This window comes from Roseburia sp. AF02-12 (assembly GCF_003461765.1).
GTDB classification, from domain to species: domain Bacteria; phylum Bacillota; class Clostridia; order Lachnospirales; family Lachnospiraceae; genus Roseburia_C; species Roseburia_C amylophila.
Window position 1 is genome coordinate 699,005 of the sequence record NZ_QTXS01000002.1, and the last position, 12,301, is coordinate 711,305.

Annotated in this window: 11 protein-coding genes; 10 read left to right on the top strand and 1 reads right to left on the bottom strand. The window is 42.3% G+C overall.

The features are described from left to right. The first annotated feature begins 57 nt into the window (after positions 1-57). Genes DV740_RS12745 through DV740_RS12755 form a run of 3 tightly spaced genes read left to right on the top strand, consistent with a single transcriptional unit; the run spans position 58 to position 4,778 of the window. Positions 58-1,017, top strand: a complete 960-nt coding sequence (locus DV740_RS12745; protein WP_022244175.1) for an AAA family ATPase — start codon at positions 58-60, stop codon at positions 1,015-1,017. Between the two features lie 3 nt (positions 1,018-1,020). Next, positions 1,021-2,091: a DUF58 domain-containing protein gene (locus DV740_RS12750; RefSeq protein ID WP_118088257.1), complete on the top strand. Its 1,071-nt coding sequence runs from the start codon at positions 1,021-1,023 to the stop codon at positions 2,089-2,091. Next, positions 2,088-4,778, top strand: a complete 2,691-nt coding sequence (locus tag DV740_RS12755; RefSeq protein WP_118088258.1) for a transglutaminase-like domain-containing protein — start codon at positions 2,088-2,090, stop codon at positions 4,776-4,778. The genes DV740_RS12750 and DV740_RS12755 overlap by 4 nt, the downstream gene beginning before the upstream one ends. Before the next feature lie 50 nt (positions 4,779-4,828). On the opposite strand, the gene DV740_RS12760 is transcribed toward DV740_RS12755, so the two are convergent. Then, entirely contained in the window at positions 4,829-5,350 is a 522-nt protein-coding gene (locus DV740_RS12760; RefSeq protein ID WP_118088259.1) for a peptidylprolyl isomerase, read from the bottom strand. Positions 5,351-5,453: 103 nt separating this feature from the next. Here DV740_RS12760 and DV740_RS12765 point away from each other — a divergent pair, with 103 nt between their 5' ends. From DV740_RS12765 to DV740_RS12795, 7 genes are all read left to right on the top strand, one after another. After that, positions 5,454-6,374, top strand: coding sequence for a GNAT family N-acetyltransferase (locus DV740_RS12765; RefSeq protein ID WP_118088260.1), 921 nt, complete (start codon positions 5,454-5,456; stop codon positions 6,372-6,374). A 146-nt stretch (positions 6,375-6,520) separates the two neighbouring features. Beyond that, positions 6,521-6,901 (top strand): TIGR04086 family membrane protein, encoded by a 381-nt coding sequence (locus DV740_RS12770; protein ID WP_118088261.1) that lies wholly within the window; start codon positions 6,521-6,523, stop codon positions 6,899-6,901. Between the two features lie 72 nt (positions 6,902-6,973). Then, positions 6,974-7,117: a six-cysteine ranthipeptide SCIFF gene (gene scfA, locus DV740_RS12775; RefSeq protein WP_022244181.1), complete on the top strand. Its 144-nt coding sequence runs from the start codon at positions 6,974-6,976 to the stop codon at positions 7,115-7,117. A 92-nt stretch (positions 7,118-7,209) separates the two neighbouring features. Continuing rightward, positions 7,210-8,565, top strand: coding sequence for a thioether cross-link-forming SCIFF peptide maturase (gene scfB / locus DV740_RS12780; RefSeq protein ID WP_022244182.1), 1,356 nt, complete (start codon positions 7,210-7,212; stop codon positions 8,563-8,565). A gap of 22 nt (positions 8,566-8,587) precedes the next feature. Then, on the top strand, positions 8,588-10,738 hold the full coding sequence (gene secD / locus DV740_RS12785) for a protein translocase subunit SecD (protein WP_117697530.1): 2,151 nt from the start codon (positions 8,588-8,590) through the stop codon (positions 10,736-10,738). 624 nt (positions 10,739-11,362) lie between these two features. Continuing rightward, positions 11,363-11,632 (top strand): DUF1294 domain-containing protein, encoded by a 270-nt coding sequence (locus DV740_RS12790; RefSeq protein WP_118056430.1) that lies wholly within the window; start codon positions 11,363-11,365, stop codon positions 11,630-11,632. A gap of 97 nt (positions 11,633-11,729) precedes the next feature. After that, positions 11,730-12,299, top strand: coding sequence for a PilZ domain-containing protein (locus DV740_RS12795; RefSeq protein ID WP_158551983.1), 570 nt, complete (start codon positions 11,730-11,732; stop codon positions 12,297-12,299). Positions 12,300-12,301: the final 2 nt, after the last annotated feature.

Consider the following 12,301-nt stretch of genomic DNA (forward strand, 5'->3'; position numbering starts at 1 on the left):
TAAACCGGATAAGAAAAAAGTAGAGTCAGAAAACAGACTCAAGGCAGGAGGAGAAGGATGGAATTACAGCAGGCGGTGGAATTATCAAAGCGGGTTCAAAATGAAATCAAAAAAAGCGTAAAAGGAAAAGATGATTGTATCCGGAAGGCATTCTGTGCAATTTTAGCAGGAGGACATATTTTAATTGAAGATGTACCGGGAGTGGGAAAGACAACGCTGGCGCTGGCTTTTTCGAGGGCATTGTGCCTTGAAAATCACAGAGTACAGTTTACACCGGATGTACTGCCGGCAGATATTTTAGGCTTTTCTATGTATGATAAGGAGCAGGGCGGCTTTTATTATCATCCGGGTGCAGTCATGTGCAATCTGTTTTTGGCAGATGAAATCAACCGTACTTCTCCAAAGACCCAGTCAGCCCTGTTAGAGGTTATGGAAGAGGGAAAAGTGACGGTAGATGGCATCAGTCATCCGGTTCCGAAACCATTTCTTGTAATGGCAACCCAGAATCCGAAGGGAAGTGCCGGGACACAGATGCTGCCGGAATCCCAGTTAGACCGTTTCATGATTTGTATGAGCATGGGATACCCGGATTTGAAAAGTGAGATTGAGATTGCCAAAGGAAAGAGCATCGGACAGAGCTATGAGAGCATAGAAGGTGTGATGACAGGGGCGCAGCTGCAGGCAATGAAAGAAACTGTAGAAAATATTTTTATACATGACAGAATTTATGAATATATGATGGCACTGATTCATGCCACCAGAAAAAATCCTTATATTGAGCTGGGCGTCAGTCCGCGTGGAATGGTGGCACTGACGAAAATGGTGCGTGCCAATGCATTTTTAAATGAGAGAGATTATGTGATTCCGGCTGATGTGGAGGATGTTTTTTATGATGTCACAAAGCATAGAATCGTATTAAATACCAAAGCACGGGTCACCGGGGTGTCCGGGGAAGCAGTTCTTGAAAAAATTATGGAAGATACCACAAAACCAACTTCATTTAAGGGAAAAGAGTAGCCTATGGTAACAGGATTGATACTTGTACTTATTATTGGTGCATTAGGATATCTTGGAACCATTTATACCAGCCCGGCATTGATACTTTTGTCGATTTGCTGCGGAGTAATGCTGTTTTTAGGCTATGGCTATATTTTATATATGATGCTTCGGGTAAAATGCCGGATTCAGATTCCGATTGTTATGGCAGAGCAGGAAGAAGGCGTTATGATCTGTGCGGTGACGGAAAACCGGAGCAGGCTGCCATTGCCGAAGGTAGTATACCGGATGGATTACCGGAATTCTTTTGGCAGGAAAAAAAGAATATTATCCATACAGGCGGCAGCGGATGCAAAGAGCAGCAGCCGGATGAGCGTGGAGGTAGCAGCAAAAAGCAGTGGAAATTATACATTCCGGCTGGTTCGGGTAAGATTTTATGGTCTGCTTGGAATCGGCTATCTGACCAGGTATGTGCGCTATGAGGAACGACTTTCCATTATGCCAAAGATAATGCCGGTAATGATAGAGGTGGGATTAGCATCCCGGTATTTTCAGGGGGAATCGGAAGTATATGATGATAAAACCGGGGGAGATGACGTATCTGAGGTATTTCAGGTCCGTTCCTTTCAGCCGGGAGATAAAATCCAGAATATCCACTGGAAGTTATCTGCAAAAGAAGAGGAATTAATGGTGCGGGAAAACAGCCAGCCGATGGGCTGTCCGGTGGTGATTCTTCTTGACATCAGCGGAGGGCAGAAAGAGACGGAGAAGCAGAGAAACCACTTTTTTGAAATGGTAATTTCGATTTCTTTTGGACTGGTGGAAAAACAGTGCCCTCATTATATCGCATGGTATGATGAAAAGGAACATGACCTCATCCGGGTAAGGGTAGATAAGGAAGAGAAGGTATATTATTTTATTCTGCTTTTGTATGGAGCGGTTCAGAGCCGGGAAAAGATGGATATTGCACTTTTATATCAGGAGAAATACCGGGGTGAGACAGCAGTTACAAAGATAGAAATGAACCTTGCAGGAAAACTTATTGTGGCAGGAACGGAAATAGAAGATTTCGCAAAAGCGGAGATTAGAGTATGAGAAAAAAGAAGAAAACATATGCATCGGTTATGAAAAAGACTGGAAACATACGGTATTCGCAGAAAGGACGGCGGGCAGGAAAAATTGCATTGCCGCCGCAGGTCATGCGTGTGGGAATGCAGAGCCTGCTGGCTGTACTTTGGGAGCTTTCCATGTTCTTTATATTTGGAGACATCTTTCTGACTAACCGGTTTGGAAAGCCTGTATTGATATGGGTTTCTGTTTCTGCGGCAGCATTGACGTTTTCTTTTTCCTATTTTAAGAAGGCGGACAAGTGGCTGCTGCCTGTGGGAGAACTGCTGGTGGGACTGGTGCTTGGCCGGAAAGAGCTTTATCCCGGGATGGCAGGACTGATCCGGCTGGTAGTGCAGAAAATCAATATGTACTATAATGTGCAGATTGTATCCGGATTTGAACGGTATCTTGATTTAAATCCGGTGGTAGCAGTAACAGCATGGCTGTTAGTTATCTTGTCTATTCTGCAGATTTATTTTCTGGTGGTAAGAAAACGGCTGGCTGGAGTGTTGATTCCACCGATACTTCTTATAATGCTGGATTTTGCGGTGGGCTATGCACCATCAAAGCGGGCATTGATTTGTTTTTCACTGGCTGCGGCAGGAAGCTTTGGTTACCGGGCTGCCGGCCGGGTGGAATTAAAGCAGTTGGAATATCTAAGGCAGAAAGCAGTATGCCTTTTTCTGGTGGTGGCGGTAGTTGTTTCTTCGCTGGTATTTAGAGTGGCAGAACCGAAAGCCAAAGAAATGGTGGCAAGAAGAAGTGAAATTGAAAAAACTGCGCAGGATATGGTAATAGAAATGGCAATGACAGCTGCCAATCTTTTGGCAGAAATTCCCTTTGGTAAAGATATTTTCTCCTTCCATCAGCCGGGACGGGTCAGCAATATGGCACCGGAATTTGAGGACAAGCCGGTTATGGAAGTGACTGCTTATCAGATACCGGATGATACGGTATATTTAAGAGGTTATGTAGGCGATTATTACAAAAATGGAAGCTGGAAGACTTATGATTCCAGTGATTTTGTATCTGCCATGCAGGAAGCGGACAGCAGTCTTAAGGAACAGACCGCGGGACAACAGGTACAGAATATTCTGGCATATACCCAGAGCTATTATACCTATTACTGGGATACCATTTACCGGGTGCAGTATTTTGATAAGAAAGACCCCTATGCATACCTGCCATACTATACGTTGGCAAGCTATTATCAGGATGAACGGCAGCCCGCCGGGGTTCTTATGGATGGAGACCGTACTGTGCTCCGAAATGGCAATGACGTTCTGGAAGTAGACGGAACCATAAGAAACAGCATGTCACATCTTTATATGAATGCTTTGTTTACAGCAGATTTGGCAGATGGTGCTTATGTGGACCGGAATGAGACACTGAGCGAATCGGAAGTAAATGAAATTATAGAGAATATGAATAGCTGGCGGTATGATTTGGCTGGGTTTAACAGCAAATTACCGGAAGACGAATGGGCATTTATAAAGAAATATAATGAGTATACGGAAAAATATGCGTATGTGCCGGAAAATCTCACAAGAATCCGGGAACTGGGAAATCAGTTGGAAGCGGAGTATGAAAGAGATTATTCGGATTTTGTAGATAACCGATTTACTGAGAATGGTACTTATTATGATAATATTTATAACTTTAAGGAAATCTATGCAGTCTATCTGGTGAAACGGGAACTGGCGAAGTGTAACTATAATCTGGATTTGGACAATGTGCCATGGGGACAGGATGTAACAGAACATTTTCTGTTTGATACGAAGGAAGGCTTTTGTCAGCATTTTGCCAGTGCTGGAACACTGCTTCTGCGGCAGATGGGAATTAAGGCACGGTATGTCAGCGGCTATGCTGTAAGTACATCGAAGTTTAAGAAGGACAGTGATGGTAATTACACGGCAGAGGTTCTTGATAATCAGGCACATGCCTGGACGGAAATCTATATAGACAGTGTTGGCTGGGTGCCGGTGGAAATGACACCGGGAAATAAAACCGGCATTGACCGTCTGGAGATTCAGCAGGAAAGTGACAGCATTACCATCCGGATGAATGATGGCAGAACAGCTGACCTAATTACGCTGGAGCGAAGTGATTATCAGGACAGTTCCAAAGATGACAGTCAGTCGGATTTATCCGGCAGCGGAATGCCAAATACGGAAAATCAGAATACAAAAAATCAAAACACAGAAAGTCAGGATACAGAAAACCCGGATACGGAAAATCAGGGCACGGAAAACCGGAATACAGAAAATTCCATGCAGGATGGCAATAAGGCAGGAAAACAGAATAAAAAGGGAAGCCGTTTAAAGGTCATTTTGATTGCTGTGGTAATCATCATTCTGCTTCTTGTAGCAGGTATCTGGTATTACTTAAGAGCGATAGAAGGAAAACGGAAGAAGGGAACACATAGTTACAAGCGTATCATCCGTTGGAATTCGAACCAGATTTATCGCATTTTACGGCGGAAGGGCATTGTAAATGCAAAAGTACAATCCGACCGGACATTCAGGGAACAGCTTTTAAATTATGGGGGCTGGAGCATGGAAGAAAAGGAGCGTTATCTTCAGATTCTTGAAGTGGCAGCGTATAGCCATAAGAAACTTACCAGAGAGGATATGCAGTTTGTACAGAAGCTTTACCGGAAGTTAAAAGAATAAAAACAACAGCCGCACCAGTGTATACACGGATACGGCTGTTGAGCTTGGAATTATACGGTTTCTGGTTCGTCGTAATCAGCACCAAAGGTTTCTACGGTAACGGTTTTCATTCGTTGGTCTTCCATTGGACGGTCGCTGTAGTCGGTTGCAACTTCTGCAATTTTATTTACCACATCCATGCCTTCGATGATTTTACCGAAAGCAGCGTAAGCACCATCTAAGTGTGGAGCATCCTTATGCATGATAAAGAACTGGGAGCCGGCAGAGTTTGGCATCATGGAACGAGCCATGGAAAGAACGCCTGCAGTATGCTTTAAGTCATTGGCAAAGCCATTCTGTGCAAATTCACCCTTGATACCATATCCAGGACCACCCATTCCGGTTCCTTCCGGGTCACCACCCTGAATCATAAAACCGTTGATGACACGATGGAAAATAAGTCCATCATAAAATCCCTTGTTGACAAGGCTGATAAAGTTATTTACTGTGTTAGGAGCAACCTGCGGATATAATTCCGCTTTCATAATATCTCCGTTTTCCATTTCAAATGTAATAATAGGATTCTGAGCCATTGTAAGATACCTCATTTCTGTTCATTGAATTCATCCTGCATAACAGAATGTAGTTCTACTATAGCGGAAAAAGGCTTTTTTGTAAAGAAAGAGAGAAGGAAATATGTGTTACTGGAATACTGTAAACTGGAACTGTATCATACGAAAAGAAACATTAGAAGAAAAACTTTCTGAAGAAGAGAAACATGCATTAAGCCGCCTGCAAAAAGAACTGTCAGAGCAGAAAAAAGTGGAACTTCTTTTTACAGATGCTGATATGGAAAAAGATATCACATTTTTCCTGAGCGGACATCATGTAAAGCCGGAGGAATGTATGCTGCTTGCAACAGAACCGGAAGAAGTGGCATGGGCGAAAAAGGATGCAGATTCAGACTCAGACCAGCTTACCATCATTGGCTATGAAGTACCGGATTTTTCAAAACAGATGCCTTTAAGCAATGTGGATATGCTGCTTCTTGGACTGGAAGAAGTGGATACAGAATTTTTACTTCGGACATTTCAGCGGAAGCATCACCTGCCGTGGCGGATATTAGAGACAAAGCGGTGCTATCTGAGAGAGATTACGTTAGATGACATGGACGATTTATTTGATTTATATAATAAGAAGGGAATCACCGATTATGTCGAGCCCCTTTACGAAAGGCAGGAAGAGGAGGAGTACCAGAGAGCATATATTGAAAATATGTATGGCTACTATGGATATGGCATGTGGCTGGTAAAGGAAAAAGATACCCACCGGCTGATTGGAAGAGCCGGAATCGACTATCGCATGCTAGGAGAAGAAATTATCGAGATGGGTTATGTCATTGCACCGGAATACCAGAGGCAGGGTTATGCATATGAGGTCTGTCAGGCAATCATGGCATGGGTAAAAAATAATCTTGATTTTCGAAGAATTGACTGTCTGGTGGAGCCGGGGAATGAAGCATCGTTGGGACTGCTTCACAAACTTGGCTTTCAGGAAACAGAGAAGATAAAACAGGATGGAAAAATATTCCGGCATTTCTGGTATTTTTATCCGTGATTGGAAAGTTAAGCGGCAGGAGACATTTTTATACATAATATAAATCTTTTTTTCATATATAGTACAAAGCGAAACTGTATCCGGAACATGATATAAAAAATAAGTTACGGATGCAGGCGCAAGGTACGAAGATGGATGGAGGATATATGAGAAAAGAGAAGGTGGCAGGAAAAGGAAATCTTTTTACGACAATGGGCAAAGTGTTGCTGGTCATGTATATTCTGACGGGAATGCTGCTTTTTATTCTGGCGGCAGTCTTATATAAAATGGAATTAAGCGAAGCTGCGGTAAATATCAGCATTATCATAAGCTATATTGTAGTGGGATTTGTCGGCGGCTTCATCATTGGAAAGATTAAGAAGAGCCGGAAATATCTGTGGGGAGCCGTGATGGGGCTATTATATTTTGCAGTGTTGCTCATTGTGTCCCTGATATTGAAAAAGGGACTGGATTCCGGAATGCAGCACATTCTTACAACACTGATTTTATGCACTGCTTCGGGAACTGTGGGAGGAATGCTCAGTTAAAAAAAGTGCTTTTCTTATGAAAGACTATGTGTTATACTAACTAGAGGTATTTTTTCGAAAGGAGATAACGAGATGAAACATATTAAGACCCTGAATACAAGAAAGTTACAGAATACAGTAAAGAAGGGCGGATGCGGCGAGTGCCAGACATCTTGTCAGTCAGCATGCAAGACTTCCTGTACTGTAGGAAACCAGACTTGCGAGCATTGCAAATAATTACCAGAAGTTCAGATTGAGAACGAACGAAACGACCGTACGCCTGCGCGGACGGTCGTTATAATGTTGTAAGAAAGTGAGGAAATATTGTAGTGGTTCACCAGTATAAAAACAACGGCTATAATATTGTCCTGGATGTAAACAGCGGCGCCATCCATATTGTGGATGACTTAACCTATGATGTCATTGCATTGTGGGAAGAGACAAGCCGTGAAGAAATCATACAGAGACTGAATAAGACCTATGATGAGGCGGAGATAAAAGAAGCAATTGAAGAGATAGAGGAATTGCAGAAGAACGGAGATTTGTTCACACCGGATGATTATGAAGAATACATCGGTGATGTAACAAAGCGTCCTACTGTAGTAAAAGCACTGTGTCTGCATATTGCCCATGATTGTAACCTTGCCTGCAGATATTGTTTTGCAGAAGAGGGAGAATATCACGGCAGACGTGCGTTAATGTCCTATGAAGTAGGAAAAGCTGCATTGGATTTCCTGATTGCCAATTCCGGCAACCGCCGGAACTTAGAGGTGGACTTCTTCGGTGGAGAACCTACCTTAAACTTCCAGGTGGTAAAAGATTTAGTAGCATATGGAAGAGAGCAGGAAAAAATACATAATAAGAATTTCCGGTTTACACTGACCACAAATGGCGTTCTTTTAAATGACGATATTATGGAGTTTGCCAATAAAGAGATGGACAATGTTGTATTAAGTATTGACGGAAGAAAAGAAGTCAATGATTATATGCGTCCGTTCCGTGGTGGTCAGGGAAGCTATGATGTGATTGTTCCGAAATTCCAGAAATTTGCAGACAGCAGAAATCAGGAACGCTACTACGTGCGTGGAACCTATACCCATCATAATTTAGATTTTTCCAAGGATGTACTGCATCTGGCAGACCTTGGGTTTAAGCAGATTTCCGTAGAGCCGGTTGTGGCACAGGAGACAGATGATTATGCCATTCGTGAGGAAGACCTGCCACAGCTTTTTGCAGAATATGATGCACTGGCAAAAGAGATGGTAAAACGGAAAAAAGAAGGAAAAGCATTCAACTTCTTCCATTTTATGATTGATTTGGAGGGCGGCCCTTGTGTTGCCAAGAGACTTTCCGGATGTGGTTCCGGAACCGAGTATCTGGCAGTAACACCTTGGGGAGACTTGTATCCATGTCATCAGTTTGTTGGAAATGAAGATTTCCTGATGGGAAATGTTTTTGAAGGCTTAAAACGTACCGATATCCGGGATTCCTTTAAGAGTTGTAATGTTTATTCCAAGGAAAAATGCAGAGAGTGTTTTGCAAGATTCTACTGTAGCGGTGGATGTGCAGCGAACTCTTATAATTTCCATGGTGATATTCATAATACCTATGACATTGGTTGTGCATTACAGAAGAAACGTGTGGAATGCGCAATTATGATAAAAGCCGCAGAGGCGGAAATTTAAGTCAGGAGAAAGGAAGAAGAAAATGAAGAAAAGTAAGGGCGTAGCCATATTACTTGCAGTTCTCTTGGTTTTAGCAGGACTGTCGTATTATGCGTCTATCATCTTATCTTCAACCGGAAAAGGTGAAGATAAGAACATTAAGCTTGGATTGGACCTGGCAGGTGGTGTCAGCATCACATATCAGGTAGAATCTGAGAATCCGACTTCCGAGCAGATGAAGGATACTATTTACAAGCTTCAGAAGCGTGTGGAAGGCTACAGTACAGAAGCATCTGTATATCAGGAAGGTGATGACCGTATCACCGTTGAAATTCCAGGAGTAAAGGATGCCAACAAGATTCTGGACGAACTTGGAAAACCGGGTTCCTTAGAGTTCCGGGATCCGGACGGAAATGTTTACATGACCGGTAATGATGTAAAGGATGCACAGGCTGCAACACAGCAGGACAACCTTGGCAACAAGCAGTATGTGGTCCAGCTTACACTTACCGATGAAGGCGCACAGAAATTTGCCGATGCAACCACTGCCAATGTTGGAAAGGTCTGCCCAATTGTATATGATGATGAGGCAATCAGTACTCCTCGTGTAAAAGAAGCAATTACCGGCGGAAGCGCAGTAATCGATGGAATGAGTTCCTATGAAGAAGCAGAGACTTTAGCTTCTAACATCCGTATCGGTTCTCTTTCCTTAGAGTTATCTGAGTTACAGTCCCAGATAGTAGCAGCACAGCTTGGTACAGAAGCAATTTCAACGGCATTAAAGGCAGCAGCAATCGGTCTTGCCCTGATTGCGGTATTCATGATTGCTTACTACTGGATTTCCGGTGTGGCAGCAACCATAGCACTTGGAATTTATACTACAATGGTAGTTGCAGTTATTTATCTTTTTGAAATTACACTTACCCTTCCGGGTATCGCAGGTATCATCCTTTCCATTGGTATGGCGGTAGATGCAAATGTTATTATCTTCGCCCGTATCAGGGAAGAAATTGCATCCGGCAAGACTGTTTCGACAGCGATTAAGACCGGATTCCAGAAAGCGTTATCTGCAATTTTAGACGGAAATATCACCACCCTGATTGCTGCAGCAGTGCTGGCATTTAAGGGAAGCGGTTTCGTAAAAGGATTTGCTTATACACTGGCAATCGGTATCGTTTTATCTATGTTTACCGCATTAGTTGTAACAAGACTGGTATTACATGGACTGTATGTAATTGGTTTCCGTGATGCAAAATTCTATGGAAGACAGAAAGACCGCCGTCCAATGCATTTTATTGCAAAACGCCATGTATTCTTTATTGTTTCAGCAGTAATTATCATTGCCGGATTTGTGGGAATGGGCGTAAACAAAGCCAATGGCAAGGGCGCATTGAACTTAAGCCTTGAATTTGTCGGTGGTACATCTACAACCGTAGATATGGGTAAAGATTATACTCTTGCAGAATTAGATTCTGAAGTAATTCCTCTGATTGAGGATGTGACTGGAGATTCCAGTGTACAGGCTCAGAAGGTAGAAGGAAGTACACAGGTTGTATTTAAGACCAGAAGCCTTGATTTGGACGAAAGAGAGCAGTTAAATACTACATTAGAAGAAAATCTTGGTGTAGATACTTCAACTGTTTCCTCTACCAATATCAGTTCCACTATCAGTGGTGAAATGACAAAAGATGCAGTCTGGGCAGTAGTAATTGCAACAATCTGTATGCTGGTTTATATCTGGTTCCGGTTTAAAGACATTCGTTTTGCAACCTCTGCTATTTTAGCACTGATTCATGATGTACTGGTTATTTTAACCTGTTACTCTCTGCTGCGGCTGTCTGTAGGAAGCACATTTATTGCAGTAATGCTGACAATCATCGGATATTCCATCAATGATACCATCGTTATCTTTGACCGAATCCGTGAGAATATGCATCTGGTAAGAAATGTGGATAAGGAAAGCTTAACCGAAATAGCTGACCGCTCCATTTCCCAGACAATTTCCCGAAGCTTAAATACTTCAATTACAACTTTTGTAATGGTATTCCTGCTTTATATCCTTGGAGTAGCATCCATTAAGGACTTCTCACTTCCTCTTATGGTTGGTATCGTGAGCGGAACTTATTCTTCTATCTGTATTGCAACGGAGTTGTGGTTTGTATTCAAAACACGCTTTGCAAAGAAGAATGCATAAGTAACAGAAATGATTTCCCCTCTTCTGATTTGGAAGAGGGGATTTTTACATTTGGGCGTTGTTTAAAAATTAATATCCGGGGATTGCAAAAGGATAGAAGAGATTTGTTACAATAATATTACGTTGATTCGCAGCAGATTATCTTTCGTTATGAAATACCACAGTTCTAAAATGCGTGTTTTTCTTTTGGTTATGAAAACAGTCTTTCCAATGTTTGCCAGAATAGCTACACGGTTCGTCGAAGTACAGATGCCTGATAAGGGCTGTTAGGGGCACTGGGAATTTCATCTGGCAACAGGCAACGCTGGTACAGGGATGTACCAGCGAGGCACATTTGAACATGGACGTGAATTTGTGCCGGTTGCCAGATGAAAGTATAATTATGCCGAAATTCCCTGTGCCCCTTGCAGGCGTTATGCGGCATCTGTTCTCGACGGACAGTGCAGCTATTCAGTCAAAGCAACCGGAAAGACAGTTTATATGCAAGAAAAACACGCATTCTAAGAACTGCTGGCATTTCATAACGGATAAAGATAATCCGCTGTAAATCTCCGTAATATTTTCCAGCAAAGATTATTTCCGTTTGCAATTGCCAAAAATTAATATTTGAAAAAGGAGAAAAGAATGACTACAATTCAGAAAATAGCAATTACATATGCAATAATTGCAAATATTGTCGGGCTATCCGTCATGGGAATAGATAAACGCAGAGCCATCTGTCATAAATGGCGTATTCCGGAAAAAACATTATTTCTGGTAAGCATACTGGGAGGAAGCATTGGGACATGGGCAGGTATGTATCTGTTCCGTCATAAGACAAAACATTGGTACTTTGTAATAGGAATGCCATTTATACTGATTGTGCAACTGGTTTTATACTATTATTTTTGGTAAAAATATTTTCAAACCGGGATAGGCGTGATAAAATATATCAAACAGAAATGAGATATGGATAATAGGTGAACAACAGTATCAGGGAGAAATGCAAATTATGGCAGGAATGATGGAGTTAAATGGCTGCCGGATTATTGTAAAGGAAATTGCCGGCGGGAAGAGGGTATTAGATACAAGAATTAAATCTTATGATCCGATCCGTAAAGTAGTAAAGGTTAGTGCAGGAAGCCTGGACAACCGGATGGAGCATGCAGTGACGGTTATCATATTTGGACCGAATGGGAGCCTGGTAGAAGCTACCGGTAATCTTCGGAAGGTTATAATTGCCAATGAAGTAGAAATCGAGCTGGGCAGGAGTAAGAATGGTGAGAAGCGGAAGCATGCCCGTTATCCCTTAAAAGAAAAGGGATATATAGAATCTGTTATTGTGGATGGAACATTAATTGAATTGCAGAAGCCAATTGAAATGGAAACCTGTAATATCAGTGGAAATGGAATTCTGATTCAGACAATGGCAGGAAGCGGGACAGTTGGAACGGAACTGCGGATTTGCGTGAAACTTGGAGATACAATGTTACAGAAGACATATCGGATTGTCCGGATACAGAATGCAAATCTTAAGACAGAAGAGTATGGCTGCATGATGATTCGTGACAGGAATATATAAGG

Coding starts and splice junctions, on each gene's coding strand:
- DV740_RS12765 (WP_118088260.1), top strand. CDS start 5,454: ATGTGTTACTGGAATACTGTAAACTGGAACTGTATCATACGAAAAGAA.
- DV740_RS12745 (WP_022244175.1), top strand. CDS start 58: ATGGAATTACAGCAGGCGGTGGAATTATCAAAGCGGGTTCAAAATGAA.
- DV740_RS12770 (WP_118088261.1), top strand. CDS start 6,521: ATGAGAAAAGAGAAGGTGGCAGGAAAAGGAAATCTTTTTACGACAATG.
- DV740_RS12795 (WP_158551983.1), top strand. CDS start 11,730: ATGGCAGGAATGATGGAGTTAAATGGCTGCCGGATTATTGTAAAGGAA.
- DV740_RS12760 (WP_118088259.1), bottom strand. CDS start 5,350: ATGGCTCAGAATCCTATTATTACATTTGAAATGGAAAACGGAGATATT.
- DV740_RS12755 (WP_118088258.1), top strand. CDS start 2,088: ATGAGAAAAAAGAAGAAAACATATGCATCGGTTATGAAAAAGACTGGA.
- DV740_RS12750 (WP_118088257.1), top strand. CDS start 1,021: ATGGTAACAGGATTGATACTTGTACTTATTATTGGTGCATTAGGATAT.
- DV740_RS12790 (WP_118056430.1), top strand. CDS start 11,363: ATGACTACAATTCAGAAAATAGCAATTACATATGCAATAATTGCAAAT.
- scfA (WP_022244181.1), top strand. CDS start 6,974: ATGAAACATATTAAGACCCTGAATACAAGAAAGTTACAGAATACAGTA.
- secD (WP_117697530.1), top strand. CDS start 8,588: ATGAAGAAAAGTAAGGGCGTAGCCATATTACTTGCAGTTCTCTTGGTT.